We start from the raw sequence: 16352 nt of genomic DNA on the forward strand, positions 1-16352 counted from the left end.
TCAAAAATCAGCTAGATAATAGCCGAGAACAAGGACAAAAGTGGTCAGCTTTCCCATAAGTCCGTACAATTCGAAACAGTTTAGCAATAAAATAGAAAGTAATCTTTATGAGCCGCGTGACCCACGCCCAATTAGACTGGAATTCTTCTGGTACACCCGTTTCCGAACATTTTGATGATGTGTATTTTTCCAATGTCGACGGCTTGGAAGAAACTCGATACGTATTCATCGGTCAGAACAAACTCATCGAACGTTGGCATCAGTGGCAAGAACGCCGCTTTGTTGTAGCAGAAACAGGGTTTGGCACGGGTCTAAACTTCCTGGCCACGTGGCAATTATTTGAGAAGTTTCTGCAAGACAACCCTCAATCACCACTCAAAGAATTGCATTTTATTAGTTTTGAGAAATTTCCACTTGCGCTTGAAGACTTGAAAAAAGCCCATCAGTCTTGGGAGGAGCTCAAACCCTACGCTGAGCAGCTTCAAATAAACTATCCTCTGCCTACCCCCGATTGCCACAGGTTTAAGCTGGGCTCGAACTCAATAACACTGGACTTGTGGTATGGCGATATCCACCACACACTACCGCAAGTTCCCAATTGGGACAAGGGTATTGTCGATGCTTGGTTTTTAGATGGTTTTGCTCCGAGTAAAAACCCAGACATGTGGACTCAAGATCTGTTTGATGGTTTAGCTCGTTTGGCCAAAGAAAACTCGACCATTGCGACATTTACCGCCGCGGGCTTTGTCAGACGCGGATTAATCGAATCTGGTTTCGAAATGCAAAAAGTGAAAGGTTTTGGAACCAAAAGGGATATGTTGGCCGGTCACTTTCCGTTAAACAGTTCAACGCTAGAAGCGACTAATCAAACAGGCTTCAAACCTTGGTTCAAGCGCCAAAGTCCCACTCAATCTGAATCTATTGCCATTATCGGTGGTGGTATTGCCAGTGCGACGTTAGCCCAACAACTAGTCAGCCGCGCCAAAAAAGTGACACTGTATTGTAAAGACAAGCAGCCTGCGCAAGGAGCGTCTGGTAATCGACAAGGTGCTGTTTACCCATTATTGACCGCTGACCATTCTATTCTCGGCCGTTTTTTCTCGAATGCCTTTACCTACGCAAGACGTTTTGTCGATCAGCAAGCCCAACAATTTCACTTTGACCATGAGTGGTCTGGTGTCATCCAATTGATGTGGAATGAAAAAGCAGAAAAAAAACTTTCAGCGGTTGCAGCATCAGACCTGCCTTCAGATCTAGTTCGCAAGTTGTCTGCAAAAGAAACATCCAAGGTGATGGGCTTGCCCTCGTCTTTTGAAAGTCTTTACTACCCACTAGCTGGATGGCTCTGCCCTGCTGAACTTACAGCCGGCATTTTTAACTCGCTTATCAAACACTCCGGCTTCACAGCACATTACGATTGCGAAGTAACTGAATTGAAGTGGCTTTCTGAAAAAAAACAATGGCAGGTAACGAACAACTCTGGCGATTCGCAGCACTTCGATACCGTAGTCATTGCCAATGGCCATGAGTTTTCAAAACTGTCACAAACAAGGCAGATACCATTGGGCGCGGTCAAAGGCCAAGTCAGCCACATTCCAACTTCGGATTCCTTAAAAAAACTCAACACCGTATTGTGTTACGATGGTTACCTAACGCCTAACAACCCCAATAACAACCACCACTGCATTGGTGCCAGTTATGACAGAAACAACATCGATACCTTATTCGATGCCGGTGCTCAGCAAGATAATGTCGATAAATTAAGAACCTGCATTCCAGATCAAGATTGGCCAAAAGAGGCAGATGGAAGTAGTGGCGAATCACGACAAGGTATTCGTTGTGTAAGCCGAGATCACTTACCCTTTGTCGGCAATGTTGGCGATACAGAAGCTATCGCAAGCGAGTATCAAAATCTACAGTCCGTAAAAGCTGACCAAGCTGCCCAGTTACCGGTTCAGCCTAACTTGTTCTGCTTTTTGGGCTTAGGTTCGAGAGGACTCAGTTCCGCTCCACTACTTGCAGAAGTTCTTGCCTCACAAATATGTGGTGAACCACTTCCGTTACCATTGGACATACTAGAAGCGCTTGAACCAAGCAGAATGTGGACCCGGAAACTACGAAAGGGTAAGCAAGTAAGCTGGTGATGCAACACCATATTTAGAACGGGGCAGCGGGTTGCAAAAAGGACACATGGAAACATGTGCCCTTTTAAATTATGAACTTCTAAATTTAAAAGCTAGCCAACTTCTTTAAGCAGCGTATGCCAAAGTTCATTGACGATAGTGCGATCGGTTGGGTTCAGCTCAGAGCGAGCATCTTCTAGGCTTTGTTCGATACGCTCGATCAACACCGAAATTTCGCTGATGCCTTCATCCTCACACGATGCAGCTGATAGTGAAATATGACCGCGTAAATAGCCACCAGCAAACAGCTCGTCGTCAGAGGCGCTGGCAATTCTATTGTCAATCAAGGTCAACATGTTCTCTTCAAAATCTATTATCATGGTTTACTTCACTATAAATTGTTCGATTGCCAATGGTGGCACTTGATAAAAACGTCTCAGGGTATCGCTGAGTAACTGCATCCGCGCAGACAACCCGTTAGCAAGAATAACCAGAACTTCGTGATGAACTTGGGTCATAAAGGCTAACCGATCTGGCTCAAAATCGCCATTGAGGTTATCGCAGCTCACTGTGAACGGAAAACCCGCACTCATAGAGAGAATCCATTCATAAGCCTGTGGCCTCACTTCAACTTGTTCAAAGGCTTTTTGAGTCGTTTCGGTTCGACCGTCAGGCTCATACCAATAGCCAAAATCTTCCAACAAACGTCTTTCTGGTCCCGCCACCATCCAGTGCGCGATTTCATGTAACGCTGAAGCATAGTAACCATGTGCAAAGATGATGCGATGGTAATTAGTCTCTTCATCAACGGGTAAATAAACAGGTTCATCGTCGCCACAAATGAGCCGGGTATTAAAATCGACGAAAAAGGCGCTATCAAATAAATCGATAAGATCGGAGATGTTGTGCTGTGGCATGGAAAAAGAACTGCGAAAAAGCGAATTTCGATGTCATTGTCTCGAAAAATCAGCAAGAGGTAAATGCCCCACCAAGTGATGAGGCATATCAGTGACTAAATCTTTGGTGTTTCAGTCACCACACCGTGGTTTTGACCGCGATGGCGCAGTAGATGATCCATCACCACGATTGCCAACATTGCTTCAGCGATCGGAACCGCGCGGATACCAACACAAGGATCATGACGGCCTTTAGTAATCAGCTCGGTTTTTTCACCTTGTCTGTCAATGGTTTCACCAGGGACGGTAATACTGGACGTCGGCTTGAGAGCAATATTAGCAACAATATCTTGCCCCGTTGAAATACCCCCCAATACCCCACCTGAATGGTTACTAGTAAATCCATCGGGCGTTAGGCTATCTCGGTGTTCACTGCCGCGCTGAGAAACCACGTCAAAGCCATCGCCGATTTCCACACCTTTAACTGCGTTAATGCTCATCAAAGCATGGGCAATGTCAGCGTCTAAGCGATCAAAGACTGGCTCTCCCAATCCTACTGGGACTTTTGTCGCCACAACTTGGATTTTTGCACCAATCGAATCACCTTCTTTTTTGAGCCCGCGAATCAGTTCATCAAAAGCTTCTAGTTTGTCGACATCAGGACAGAAAAACGGATTGTTTTCAATTTCGTTCCAGTCCACTTTATCAATAGATACGTCGCCCATTTGCGACAAGTAAGCACGAACTTCGATGCCAAATTCTTGTTTGAGGTATTTCTTAGCTATCGCACCTGCTGCAACGCGCATTGCTGTCTCACGTGCGGATGAACGACCGCCTCCACGATAATCGCGCACTCCATACTTTTGATGGTAGGTATAGTCTGCGTGCCCAGGACGAAATTTGTCTTTGATGTCTGAGTAGTCTTTCGAACGCTGGTCGGTGTTTTCAATAAGCAAGCCAATAGAAGTCCCTGTGGTTTGCCCTTCAAATACGCCAGATAAAATCTTAACTTGGTCAGGTTCACGACGCTGCGTAGTATAACGAGACGTGCCAGGACGACGACGGTCTAAATCCGTTTGTAAATCTTCTTCGCTTATCGTTAAACCCGGTGGGCAACCATCTACGATACATCCAAGCGCCAAACCATGACTTTCTCCAAAAGTCGTGACTCGAAAGTGTTGTCCTATGCTATTTCCTGCCATGTTTTCCTCAAATTTGCTGCGTGGTTATCCGTAACTTGCAGCCAACAATTGTTAGTATTTTCATACTCGCTTGATTAACAATCGATGTAAAGCCCAAAAAGGGAAATTTTCATCGTGGAAATCCGTCTTTCAAATACAAAAAAGCCAAGCTCAGAGCTTGGCTTATACGAGTTAAAAAACCAACAAGTCAGATTTAGTCTTTGTAAAGCGCAAACTCTTCAGCGCATTCAACAAGCTGATCGCGAGTCATCATAAATACGCCGTGACCGCCGTGCTCAAACTCAATCCAAGTAAATGGAATGTTTGGGTATTGCTCCATCATGTGCACCATGGAGTTGCCAACCTCACAAATCAAAATACCGTTGTCAGTCAAAAAGTCTGGCGCATTCGCAAGGATGCGTCGAACCAACTTCAAGCCATCACTACCCGCTGCTAAACCAAGTTCCGGCTCGTGAGTGAATTCATCAGGTAATGTGCTCATGTCTTCTTCGTCCACATACGGTGGATTAGTCACGATAACGTTGTATTTGTCTTTGGTTAAATCCCTAAACAAGTCAGAACGAATTGGGAATACTTGTTGTTCTAGTCCGTGATCTTGGACATTTTGCTCAGTGACTTCCAACGCATCGGCAGAAATATCGATAGCATCCACTTCCGCATCTGGAAAAGCGTGAGCACACGCAATAGCAATACAGCCACTGCCAGTACACATATCCATAATGCGCGTTGGCTCTTCCACCAACCAAGGAGCAAAATGGCTTTGAATTAATTCACCAATTGGAGAACGCGGAACTAACACACGTTCATCAACATAGAATTCCAATCCACAAAACCAAGCTTTGTTGATAAGATAAGCAGTCGGAGTTCGCTCATTGATGCGCTTCACCACTCGTTCTACAACACGTAGACGCTCACTACTGGTTAATCGCGAGTTGAGAACATGAGAAGGCACATCGATAGGCAGGTATAAGGTCGGCAAAACTAATTGCAGCGCTTCATCCCAAGCATTGTCGGTTCCGTGACCATAAAACAAGTTAGCTGCGTTAAATCGACTCACTGTCCAGCGAATCATGTCCTGTAAGGTATGAAGCTCAGAAACCGCTTCATCCACAAAAATCTTATCCAAATTTGCCTCCGAAAAACGCTACAATGTCGCCAGAAGTTATAGTTCACGAAATACAATCAAGTTATGAGCCACGATGATAAGGACTCAGAAGACGAGTTCGCGCTCTTCCGCGATGCGATGCAGGGCGTAAAAAAGTTGCAACAGGATACCATAATCCAGCGACCAAAAAGAAACATCAGCAAACAGTTTAGTCAACTCAAGGAGCGAGACGGGTTAGACAACGAATTTTATTTTTCCGACGAGTTCGTCCCGCTCCTCAATGAACAAGGCCCTACTCGCTATTCACGTGATGATGTTTCCCAATATGAAGTGAAACGGCTGAGACGCGGTGTGTACGTGCCTGATGTCTTTCTCGATATGCACGGCATGACGCAAAAGGAAGCCAAACGAGAGCTTGGGGCAATGATTGCTTATTGCGTCAAAAACAGCGTTAACTGCGCCTGTGTGCAACATGGTATTGGCAAACACATATTGAAACAAAAAGCGCCGCTCTGGCTTGCCCAACACCCTGATGTGATGGCGTTTCACCAAGCGCCACTGGAGTTTGGTGGTGACGGCGCATTACTAGTACTGCTCTCGATTCCAGAGAAATAGCGCTACTGACGTAAATCCGGTGGAATCGGCAATTGCGACGAATCAAGTTTAGGCCGTTGCCCTCCGCGTTTACGATATTGCTTAAGCTGAAATACGTAAGCCAGTACCTGAGCAACCGCGGTAAATAGGCCATCGGGGATTTCTTGTTCAAGTTCAGTCGAAAAGTACAAACTACGGGCCAAAGGTGGTGCAGGTACGATATAGATATCGTGTTCCCTTGCCACTTCTCGTATTTTTAGTGCCATGTGATCGGTACCTTTGGCAACCACGATTGGTGCTTTGTCTGTGGTTTGGTTGTACCTAAGCGCGACCGAGAAATGCTCAGGGTTAGTAACAATAACATCTGCAGAAGGGACTTCAGCCATCATCCGACGTTGGGCGGCTTCTCTTTGCAGCATTCGAATCCGACCTTTCACCTCAGGCTTACCCTCGGTTTCTTTGTATTCGTCTTTGACTTCTTGCTTGGTCATTTTCAATTGTTCGGCGTGCTGCCAAATCTGAAACGGAATATCGATGGCGACCACTATCAACAAGGTACAACTGATAAGCAAAATAAAATTGAGCAAGATATCTAGCGCGTGGAAAATGTTCTGCGGATACACATCCATACTCAATTGAAAGAGATCTTCTTTGGCCGCTTCAATGAGGTAAAACGCAGTTCCCGATACCAATACGACTTTTAAAATTGATTTCAGCAGCTCGACCCAACTCTGCATGCCGACCATGCGTTTTAGGCCACTTAGCGGATTCATTTTCGACCACTTAGGTCTGGCAGCTTCCCACGAAAAACCTAAGCCTCCGACACCAGCCGCGCCAATAAAAGCCGCTACGAACAAGGTAATCAGCACCAGCATCAAAGGCCAAATTAGGCTGGAAGAACCTCCAAGGGCAATATCAACCAACTTGGCTTGATCAAAGATTTCTTCGCGACTTAACGAGAAAAGGCGAGACATCATGGCGAAAAGACTTCGAGCTAGGGTTTCTCCAAACATCATCAAAGAAACCGCGCCGATCACCAAAACCGATACCGATGCGAGTTCTTTCGATCTGGCCACCTGCCCCTTGTTACGTGCTTCTTGTAACCGTTTAGGGGTGGCCTGTTCGGTGCGTTCCTGACCGTCAGATTCAGCCATCCGCTCCTCCTAATCGACGACCAACAGCTAGGTCATTTCGTTTAGTGTTCAATGAGACTAACAATTGAGTCGGATAAAGCGACATACCTGTTGCTCTCCTTGTAACCAGAATAGCTCATAGTGATCGAACAATCCGGCGATGATATACCAGCACAGCAACAAGCCCACAATTAGCGCAAAGGCAAAACCCAAAGAGAAAATATTCAGCTGAGGTGCAGCTCGTGTCATCACACCAAACGACAGGTTGATCGTCAGCAAAGCAATAATGCCAGATAAAGACATACCTAACGCGACCTGAAACATGATTCCCAACCACAAGGCAAGCTCTCGGAAGTCGATGGCGTTTAATGACCCAGTACCAATTGGCAGTGAATGAAAACTCAGAACCACTAATTGAATCATTTTCAGATGGCCGTCAGTCGCCAAGAAAAACATGGTCGCGAGGAACATAAATAGCTGACCAAGCAAAGGAGTGTTTTGACCATTAGCTGGATCCACCATAGAGGCAAAACCCAAGCTCGATTGCATACCCAATATCTGACCCAAGATGATAAAGGTTTGAATCATAAACTGGGTCACAGTACCCATGGCAACCCCGATGATAATTTGTTCCAGAATCACCATAAAGCCTTGCAGTGACAAGAGTTCAATTTCTTGCGGAACGGCAGGAATAGCCGGCATTACTGCCAGTGTGATGGCGAGACCTAAGTACAATCGAATACGCGTAGACACAAAGCGCGCGCCCGTGACAGACATAACCATCAACATGGCGCCAATACGAATGTAGGGCCAAAAATAGTTAGCGATCCAATCTAAAATGACGCTGGCGGGATATTCCATAACACCACTTAATACAGTACTTGCGGTAAGCGCTCTACCATGGAGATGAAATACTCAGTCAGCAAGGTCGTCATCCAGTGCCCAAACAACATCAGTGCCAACAGCGTGATAATCAAACGGGGTAAAAAACTTAACGTTTGCTCGTTAATTGAGGTGGCTGCTTGGAAAATTGCGACAATCAAACCGACCAAAAGACTGGGAATGATCGCTGCACACACCATGATCAAAACTATCCAAAGGGCTTCTCTGAACAGTTCGACAAATAACTCAGGAGTCATGGTGTCACCTCTCGCTAAACCGCAAAACTACCGGCCAAAGTGGCGAGGATTAAGTTCCAACCATCCACCAGCACAAATAGCATGAGTTTAAATGGCAGCGATACGATCATGGGCGACAACATCATCATACCCATGGCCATCAATACCGAGGCCACAACCAGGTCAATAATCAAAAATGGCAGGAACAACATAAAGCCAATTTGGAAAGCTGTTTTTAGCTCAGAAGTAATAAATGCCGGGATCAACACCGCCATCGACACATCTTCAGGATTAGTCACTTCCGCTCCGGCAATATTGACGAAGGTTTCCAAATCTTTGACGCGAGTCTGTTTGAGCATAAAGTCTTTCATGGGGCCTTGCGCCAAGTCGAATGCCTGACGCGCGCTTATTTGCTCATTGATGTAGGGCTGAACAGCAATATCGTTTATCTTGCTAAATACCGGAGACATGATGAAAAACGTCAAGAACAGGGCAATACCGATAATGACCTGATTGGACGGCGTTTGTTGCAAGCCCATCGCCTGACGCAGTATCGACATCACCACCACAATCCGGGTAAACGACGTCATCAATATAACCATGGCCGGCAAAAAACCGAGCATGGTCATAAGCGCTAATACTTGCAAATTGATTGAATAGTCTTCACCACCATTGGGGTTAGTGGTCACGGTTAGTGCTGGGATACCGCCGGAACTGCCAACAACGGTCCCAGTCGCGATAGTGCGGGCATTTTGAGTTTCGGAAACTAGCGCACTAGCGGTTACCGAATCGCCCGCCGCCAGATTATCTGGAAGTTCGGTTGCTAACTCTTGAGCATACGCTGACGTCAGGCTGAACAACGCCAATGACGTTAGGATAAAGAGTCGAAAAAACAGTCCGTTATTTTTCATTTTTTTTCATAAAGTTAGCAAGTTGAGACGCAAATGGCGTCGCGAGTGGCGCATCTTCTGGTAAAGGTTTATCGAGCTTTGAAATCAGATTGATTGATTGACTGGTGACACCAACCAAAAATTGCTCATCACCGGCTTTCACCACCATGATTCTTTCACGTGTGCCAACCGGGATCTGCTTGACCACAGACAAGCCTTTTTGATTAACCATAGTCGGAATTCGCATGCGCTTGAGGAGCCAAGCAAAACACAAAATAATGACGATAACGAACAAAAGCGACCCAAAGGTGGTCGCTAAATCTAGGTTCGGCGTTGTGGTCGCAGCTTGTAACGGAACACTGGTAACAAGCAGCAGAAAAATACCCAAACGCAACATAGGTTACCTAAGCTTTTTAATACGTTCGGTTTGACTGATTACGTCGGTCAAACGAATACCAAACTTGTCATTGACCACAACCACTTCGCCGTGTGCGATCAAGGTTCCGTTGACCAATACATCGAGCGATTCACCCGCCAGTCTCTCGAGCTCAACCACTGAGCCTTGGTTTAATTGCAGCAAGTTACGAATACTGATTTGAGAACGCCCAACTTCCATGGAAATGGTCACAGGAATATCTAAAATCGTATCCAGCTTGCGTCTTTCATCTTCAGAAATTGGTGACGAGGTGTCTTCCAACTCGTCCAATTGCGCTGCCATGACTTCATCAACGTCTACTTCAGGCGCATCTGGGTCCTCGCCGAGTGCTGCGGCCCATTCGTCAGCTAGTTTCTGGTCGTCACTTGGTTCCATTCTTTACCACCTCTACACAAAACAGTTTGTGTGTATTGATTTATTGTATTTATCGACTTATCACAAGTGATAATTGGCTTAATCTTCAATTTCTTCCGGTTCTTCGTCTTCGAGCTCAGAAATAACATCTTTACCCAAGAAAGCGATATCGGTTTTCACTACATCAGGGCGCTTAATTTCTTCCGATACCTGCACCGCGAGTTTTTCGCTCGTCCGACCCATTTTAACTCGGTAGGTCGGTAAATCTTCGATGTACATTAATGCGTGTTCAGGCATTTCGATTGGGATAATGTCACCGGGTTGAAGCTCCATTAGATCACGCAGCGAGATATCATGCTCAAGTAAGTTAACCCGGAAGTTAACCGGTACATCCATGATTTCTTCTCTAAGTGCTGTGCTCCAACGAACGTCGGTTTCCATCTTGTCAGACTGAACACCCGCATCCAAGAGCTCACGAATTGGCTCAACCATGGAGTACGGCATAACCACGTGGAAATCACCGCCACCACCATCTACTTCAATGTGGAAAGAGCTGACGACGATAACTTCGGTTGGGCTAACAATGTTTGCCATGCTCGGGTTAACTTCTGAGTCAAGATATTCAAACTCAACCCCCATGACTGGCGACCAAGCTTCTTTGTAATCCTCGAACACTATCTTAAGCAGAAGTTGAACGATACGGCGTTCGGTCGGGGTAAACTCTCGCCCCTCTATTCGCGCGTGATAACGTCCATCACCACCAAAGAAGTTCTCTACCAAGATAAAGACCAGTCTGGCTTCCATAGTGATCAAAGCCGTTCCTTTTAACGGTCTGAATCGCACCATATTCAAACTGGTTGGTACATAAAGCGTGTTTTGATATTCACCAAACTTCATCATCTGAACGCCGTTGATCGACACTTCTGCCGTTTTTCTCAACATGTTGAACAGACTAATGCGCATATGACGGGCAAAACGCTCGTTTATCAATTCGAGCGTTGGCATCCGACCACGAACTATGCGGTCTTGCGAGGAGAAATCAAAGTCGACCGTATCGGGGCTGTCTTCAACCTGTTCGTCTACCTCATCGACATCATCCACTCCATGGAGTAGCGCATCAATTTCGTCTTGGCTTAATAAATCGGTCACGATAACCCTTATTGAATTACAAAGTCGGTGAACAGTACCCGTTCAATAACCGGTTGTCCCACCGCGCGGTTCATACTGGCTTTGATGTCAGCAGTTGCCTTATCTCTTAGTTCAACTCGACCATTAGCCGTTCTGAGCTGCTCAACAGTCGCAGAGGCAAAAGTGCCAAGTAGTGAACTCTCTACCAATGGAGAGTGGTAGCGCGCTAGATTTTCGTTTTCGCTACCGCGAACCATTAACTGCACTTTTATCTGCACTAATCGATCGCGCTTGTCTCCTGTTACATTAAAAATAAATGGCTGAGGAATATTGACGTAAGCAACGGGTTCAGTCTCGGCAACCATTTCTTGCTGCTCTGCACTTTCTTGGCTTTCTTCACCACTTGAACCCAACAAGAAAAACGCCGCACCACCACCGCCCGCAATTAATACCACTGCCGCGATGATAATAATCAGTAGTTTACTTTTGCCTTTCGGCGCATCCTGTTGTTCTTGTTCTTCTCCGGCCATAACCGCCTCTGTTAACAGTTCTTTTTTTCAAGTTTAAGCGTAATAACTGATTCCATCACGCTTTGAAAGCACATTCAAATCAAGATTGATGTCTGGTTCAAGGTTTTCTGCGTTTGTCGCTAGCGAACTGTTGTTTCCTTGACCAGAACCGTCTTGTTCGGCGGCATATTGACCACTCTGTCTACCTTGATTTTGTTGCTGTACCGAACTTTCGTTCATTTGAATGCCTTGTTGAGAAAGCATCTCCCTCAATCTTGGCATGGCTTGTTCCACCACATCTCGAGCTTGTTGGTTAGCTACAACAAAATGCACGCTGGTGCCGTCTGCACCTATGTTCATTCTGATCTGCAAACGTCCGAGTTCTGGTGGATCTAAGCGAATATCAATATTTTTGAGATTTTTTGACAGCATCATCTGAACGCGCTCGGCAAGTTGCTCACCGGCCATATCCCGCGACAGTTGCAAGGGTGGCTGAGCATTATCAACTCGGCCTGCCTGATTGATATTACTTAACCCTTGTTGGCCCGCGACTTGAGATAATTGCTGAGCAAACTGTGATTCAGACGCTTGGCCTTGAGAGCTTGTGGCGTTGATTTCACTTTTCGCTATTTTTCCAGCAAATTTGCCAGCCATTAACGCTTTCGAAGCCAACTGATTATCAACTGCTACATTCACCGCTGGTGCGATTTGCGCAGCTTGGGTACTCAGCATGGCCGCATCAATAGGCGACTGAACCAGACTCGCTGAATTGCTTACATTGAGCTGTATGTTTGACTGAAGCGGCGTGCTATTCGTTTGCAAAGCTTGTTGAACAGATTGAGCCATTGATGAGTTTGCACCGCGCAGCTTTTGAAGTTCAGCATCATTCATAGCTTCTGTCATTTCGACGGGAATACCATTCAGTGACGCCGAGCTCGGTAAATTGCTTGACATCTGATTGGTTTGTGCCATTGTCGGCTGTATCGAGCCAGATGACACTAGATTGTTAACTGGTTCACCGCCAGAGCCGCCCACCAATGTGCTGCCAGTCAAATTATTTGCCTGCTGAGCAACAGTAAGATTAAGCTGCTTGTCTCGGACAACGGCTGCAACCAAAGCCTGATCACGCTCTGCTAGTTGAGCGATGTCAGTGATCTCACCCATTTGCATCTGAGTTAACAGTGCCTCACCTCGAACCAACTCTTCAGCTGACAACACAACGGGAACATCAGCAACACTAGCTGAAGGGATAGAATGCGAAGAATGACTTTGCTCTGTATGTTGAGCATTCTCAACAAAGCGTTTTACTGACTCCGGTAGCTGTTCGAGAGCCTTTTCTTCTTCAGACAATGTACGTGTTTCAGCCAGTAATTCAGCCGCATTTACTTTTTGCTGGATCTCATCATTCATCGTTTCAGACGGTAATCGTTGGTAAGACTCGCTGAGCAACGCCTCAGAGTTATTGCCTAAATCCGATAATTTTGCGTTCTCTGATGTTTGATTCAAAGAACCGTCGGAGGCTCCAATTTCCTTAGCCAGATTAGAGGTATTAGTCTGTTGCGAAATGAGAGTGTCGCTATTTGACTCTGGCAAAACCTTGCCGCCTTTGTCGGTCAATGCATCGCTAGATTGTTGTAGGCGTTTTAGAACCTGTTCGTTTTCTTCGACTATATTTTTTGCCTGGGCTGGCTTGGCTTGAGATTCAGAATCAGTATTAACACCTTGATTAACTCTCGTCAGCTCGGAATTTGGCTGCTCGCTCGCTTTATGGCTTGCACTGGCACTCTTGTCTTCCTGAGTGCTCACCACATGCTTAGTGTCAGAGTCTTGGCTAACCTTTTCTCCGTTTTCAGTTAGCTTTGATTGCAGCTCAGCTTCGGATGACGAACTGGCTAGTTTGCCTAATTCAGCCTCTTCCTCTACTTTAACTAACTTAGTGTCAGCGCCTGATTCACTTTCACCGTCCTCAACAACTTTACCATCGACAGTTTTTTCGTCGGTGCCTTCTTGGGTCGCGTTTGCCTTTGTCTCGCTTACTTCAGATGACCCGGCTTCAGATTCTCCAGCATCAGAGCTAGATTCACCTTTAATCAGCGCGGTCAGTTTAGAGAAAAAACCTTCTTCAGAATTAGACTCTGATTCTTTGCCGTCTACCGGCGAGTTTGATTGACTCGTTTTAACTGAATCTGACGATGATAATAAGTTGATATTCATAGGGTTACTCTCAAATAGGGTTGGAGCGATACAACCTGCCCACACAGGGCTTGAGTAATAACTGCAATAACTGCGCCAGTTACGTTAAACCAATCTTGGTTCTTGAAAATTGCAGGCTTGCAAACTCATCCATTAGCTTTTGATCTTTTTTAGCCTCGAGTTGAGCTTTTTCGTTTTGACGTTTTTCAATCAACCATTCATAGGAACGCTTGTCTTTGCGGGCTGCGAGCCAGTTTTGCTCACATTGATTAACTTGGTCGACAAAGTGACCTTCCGCCTGCTTCTGCTTGGCTAAGGTTTCATCAAGCGAAGTAAGGAAGCGATTGAGATGAGCGTATTGACTGGCAGTTAATCCGGATTGACCACGAGCCACCAGCTGTTCACAATAATCAAGACGATACTTTTCGATTTGAGCCAACTGTTGGTAATAGTTTTCCAGTTCACTGCGCGCCGCACCCAAAGCCAATACCGCTTTGTGCTCTCTATCTTGAGCCTGTTCCACTAAGAACTCGAGCGCGTTTTCCATAACCGTTAACCTTCACCCTGCAGCATGCCAGATAACATGTTGACGCACATAGCATAAGGCACACTTTCTTTCATGCCCTGTTGTAGGTATTGGTCCAACTTAGGTTTCAATGTGAAAGCAGCATCGATTGCCGGATCACTACCTGGTTTATAGGCACCGATAGACACCAAATCTTGATTTTTGCGACATGTTGATAGTACCTGTCTCACCGCTTTCGACATCATGACATGTTCGTCAGAAGTCACTTGAGGCATGACGCGGCTCACCGATTTTTCAACATCGATGGCTGGATAATGTCCCGCATCTGCCATTTCACGTGATAGCACAATATGACCATCGAGAATTGCTCGCGACGCATCTGCAATTGGGTCTTGTAAATCATCGCCTTCGGTCAACACGGTAAAAAACGCCGTTATAGAACCTTGGTTTTGATCACCGTTACCAGCTCGCTCGACCAAGGCTGGCAACTTTGCAAACACCGAAGGTGGATAACCTTTAGTCGCTGGCGGTTCACCTACTGAAAGGGCAATTTCACGTTGAGCTTGTGCAAATCGCGTCAGCGAATCCATTAGAAGCAAAACATCTAACCCTTGGTCTCGAAAATATTCTGCGACGGCCAACGCGGTTTGACAGCCTTTGAGTCGCATCAGAGGTGATGAATCAGCAGGGGCCGCCACCACTACCGAGCGCTGACGACCATCTTCACCCAGGATTTCTTCAATAAATTCTTTAACTTCTCGGCCACGCTCACCGATTAAACCAACGACTACCACTTGAGCAGTGGTACCGCGCGTCATCATACCCAAAGTGACCGATTTACCGACACCGGAGCCGGCAAACAGACCGATACGCTGCCCTTTGCCAACTGTCAATAATCCGTTGATGGCTTTGATACCCACATCCAAGGGCTCGGAGATAGGTTTACGGCTCAAAGGGTTAATGGCTTGACCAGTAAATGCCGCTTTATTTTCGGTATAAATCGGGCCCAAACCATCAATAGGATTGCCGACGCCATCGATAACACGACCCAGCAATTCCATTCCTACCGACAGCCCCGCTTCACCGGCGATCGGTGTAACTTTGGCTCCGGGAAGCACGCCTGTGATTTGCTCACTTGGCATCAGAAATAAACTTTCTCCCGAGAAACCAACCACCTCAGCTTCCATATCACCTTGCATGGTTTCAACTCGGCACAGGCTACCTATTGGTGCGCGACACCCGGTCGCCTCAAGTGTTAGGCCCACAACGCGAACCAACCTTCCCGAAGCCACTGGCCTTGAGCCATGACCTTGCGTTTTGTACTGTTCGAGGCGATCAGCAAGCGCTAGCATTACAGACTTCCTTGATGACGATTTACACCAGTGAAACTTTGAATAACACTGCGAATACGATCTTCCATACGATAGCTCACGCTGGACTCTCCCGCTTCAATTTGGACGTCACCACGACCTAACGCAGGCTCGGATACCAGCGTCCAGTTTCTGAAGTTGAGTTCTTGGTCGCCATACGCTTGTTTCACAATGTCGACATCTTCCGGGTTGAGTTTGAGGGTGATCTGATGGCCCGCAATCGGCAGAGATTCCGCTGATTGCTTAATTGTATCGAGAATAATTTGCGGATTGGTTTGTACTTCGACGTGAACGACTTCTTTCACCAAACAAAGCACCATATCCACTAACTGCTTTTCAACCTGAGCGTTCATTAACTCAAGCGGTTGAGCGAATTGATTAGCAAGCTCGACAAAGGTTTTCACGTGCTCTTGAATCACTTCCTCACCAGCGGTCAGCCCTTCTTCTTTACCGGTTTCTCGGCCTTCTTGCAGGCCTTCTTCAAGTCCTTGTTGCTTGCCTTTTTCGTAACCTTGTTTGAAGCCAGCTTCTTGACCTTGCAACATGCCCTCTTGATAGGCTTGTTGGCGAACTTGCTCTATTTCTTCAGCGGTTGGCGGCTTGGGTTCCTCAGGTTCAGGCTCTTCGATACTCGGCATCCAGCTTGGGTCATAGTTCATCGCCGTTTCTTGAGCTTGTTCTTGGCCAGCGTACTTTGGCAACCCCCATTTGGTTGCTTGCTCGGCTTGTTCACCTTCAAGTCTTAGAAAACCGCGTTTTCTGTCCACAGAACCTC

General features: G+C 46.3%; 18 protein-coding genes. 2 read left to right on the forward strand and 16 right to left on the reverse strand.

The annotated features are described in order from the left end of the window. Nucleotides 1-107: 107 nt before the first annotated feature. Complete coding sequence (gene mnmC, locus ACXAFJ_RS09350; protein WP_475322990.1) at nt 108-2144, forward strand: bifunctional tRNA (5-methylaminomethyl-2-thiouridine)(34)-methyltransferase MnmC2/FAD-dependent 5-carboxymethylaminomethyl-2-thiouridine(34) oxidoreductase MnmC1; 2037 nt, start codon at nt 108-110, stop codon at nt 2142-2144. A gap of 92 nt (nt 2145-2236) precedes the next feature. Here the strand turns inward: mnmC and ACXAFJ_RS09355 are convergent, their stop codons facing one another. The 4 genes from ACXAFJ_RS09355 to prmB all read right to left on the reverse strand — a co-directional run bounded on the left by ACXAFJ_RS09355 (nt 2237) and on the right by prmB (nt 5347). After that, a complete protein-coding gene (locus ACXAFJ_RS09355; RefSeq protein ID WP_475322992.1) occupies nt 2237-2503 on the reverse strand; it encodes a YfcL family protein in 267 nt (88 codons plus the stop codon). 3 nt (nt 2504-2506) lie between these two features. Beyond that, nucleotides 2507-3040: an elongation factor P hydroxylase gene (locus ACXAFJ_RS09360; protein ID WP_475322993.1), complete on the reverse strand. Its 534-nt coding sequence runs from the start codon at nt 3038-3040 to the stop codon at nt 2507-2509. Between the two features lie 95 nt (nt 3041-3135). Then, complete coding sequence (gene aroC / locus ACXAFJ_RS09365; RefSeq protein ID WP_475322995.1) at nt 3136-4221, reverse strand: chorismate synthase; 1086 nt, start codon at nt 4219-4221, stop codon at nt 3136-3138. Between the two features lie 193 nt (nt 4222-4414). Further along, nucleotides 4415-5347, reverse strand: a complete 933-nt coding sequence (prmB, locus tag ACXAFJ_RS09370; RefSeq protein ID WP_475322996.1) for a 50S ribosomal protein L3 N(5)-glutamine methyltransferase — start codon at nt 5345-5347, stop codon at nt 4415-4417. 63 nt (nt 5348-5410) lie between these two features. Here prmB and smrB point away from each other — a divergent pair, with 63 nt between their 5' ends. After that, entirely contained in the window at nt 5411-5941 is a 531-nt protein-coding gene (smrB, locus tag ACXAFJ_RS09375; protein WP_475322998.1) for an endonuclease SmrB, read from the forward strand. A 2-nt stretch (nt 5942-5943) separates the two neighbouring features. Here smrB and flhB read toward each other — a convergent pair whose 3' ends face one another. The 12 genes from flhB to fliH all read right to left on the reverse strand — a co-directional run bounded on the left by flhB (nt 5944) and on the right by fliH (nt 16344). Further along, on the reverse strand, nt 5944-7074 hold the full coding sequence (flhB, locus tag ACXAFJ_RS09380; protein WP_475323000.1) for a flagellar biosynthesis protein FlhB: 1131 nt from the start codon (nt 7072-7074) through the stop codon (nt 5944-5946). Nucleotides 7075-7131: 57 nt separating this feature from the next. Beyond that, nucleotides 7132-7914, reverse strand: a complete 783-nt coding sequence (gene fliR / locus ACXAFJ_RS09385; protein WP_475323001.1) for a flagellar biosynthetic protein FliR — start codon at nt 7912-7914, stop codon at nt 7132-7134. 8 nt (nt 7915-7922) lie between these two features. Next, a complete protein-coding gene (gene fliQ / locus ACXAFJ_RS09390) occupies nt 7923-8192 on the reverse strand; it encodes a flagellar biosynthesis protein FliQ (protein WP_475323002.1) in 270 nt (89 codons plus the stop codon). A 14-nt stretch (nt 8193-8206) separates the two neighbouring features. After that, a complete protein-coding gene (gene fliP / locus ACXAFJ_RS09395; RefSeq protein WP_475323004.1) occupies nt 8207-9082 on the reverse strand; it encodes a flagellar type III secretion system pore protein FliP in 876 nt (291 codons plus the stop codon). After that, nucleotides 9072-9458: a flagellar biosynthetic protein FliO gene (gene fliO / locus ACXAFJ_RS09400; RefSeq protein ID WP_475323005.1), complete on the reverse strand. Its 387-nt coding sequence runs from the start codon at nt 9456-9458 to the stop codon at nt 9072-9074. Before fliO ends, fliP begins: the two co-directional genes overlap by 11 nt. Before the next feature lie 3 nt (nt 9459-9461). Next, nucleotides 9462-9872: a flagellar motor switch protein FliN gene (gene fliN, locus ACXAFJ_RS09405; RefSeq protein ID WP_475323006.1), complete on the reverse strand. Its 411-nt coding sequence runs from the start codon at nt 9870-9872 to the stop codon at nt 9462-9464. A gap of 78 nt (nt 9873-9950) precedes the next feature. Beyond that, a complete protein-coding gene (gene fliM, locus ACXAFJ_RS09410) occupies nt 9951-11000 on the reverse strand; it encodes a flagellar motor switch protein FliM (protein ID WP_475323008.1) in 1050 nt (349 codons plus the stop codon). An 8-nt stretch (nt 11001-11008) separates the two neighbouring features. Next, nucleotides 11009-11509 (reverse strand): flagellar basal body-associated protein FliL, encoded by a 501-nt coding sequence (gene fliL / locus ACXAFJ_RS09415; RefSeq protein ID WP_475323009.1) that lies wholly within the window; start codon nt 11507-11509, stop codon nt 11009-11011. 33 nt (nt 11510-11542) lie between these two features. Further along, nucleotides 11543-13702 carry a flagellar hook-length control protein FliK gene (locus tag ACXAFJ_RS09420; RefSeq protein WP_475323010.1) on the reverse strand — a complete coding sequence of 720 codons (2160 nt, stop codon included), beginning with the start codon at nt 13700-13702 and terminating at the stop codon, nt 11543-11545. A gap of 79 nt (nt 13703-13781) precedes the next feature. Then, on the reverse strand, nt 13782-14228 hold the full coding sequence (gene fliJ, locus ACXAFJ_RS09425; protein WP_475323012.1) for a flagellar export protein FliJ: 447 nt from the start codon (nt 14226-14228) through the stop codon (nt 13782-13784). Between the two features lie 5 nt (nt 14229-14233). Beyond that, nucleotides 14234-15559, reverse strand: a complete 1326-nt coding sequence (gene fliI / locus ACXAFJ_RS09430; protein WP_475323013.1) for a flagellar protein export ATPase FliI — start codon at nt 15557-15559, stop codon at nt 14234-14236. Continuing rightward, the gene (gene fliH / locus ACXAFJ_RS09435; protein ID WP_475323014.1) at nt 15559-16344 is read right to left on the reverse strand and encodes a flagellar assembly protein FliH; all 786 of its coding nucleotides are present in this window, start codon (nt 16342-16344) and stop codon (nt 15559-15561) included. Before fliH ends, fliI begins: the two co-directional genes overlap by 1 nt. Nucleotides 16345-16352: the final 8 nt, after the last annotated feature.

Source organism: Vibrio sp. ABH4_348 (assembly GCF_056159765.1).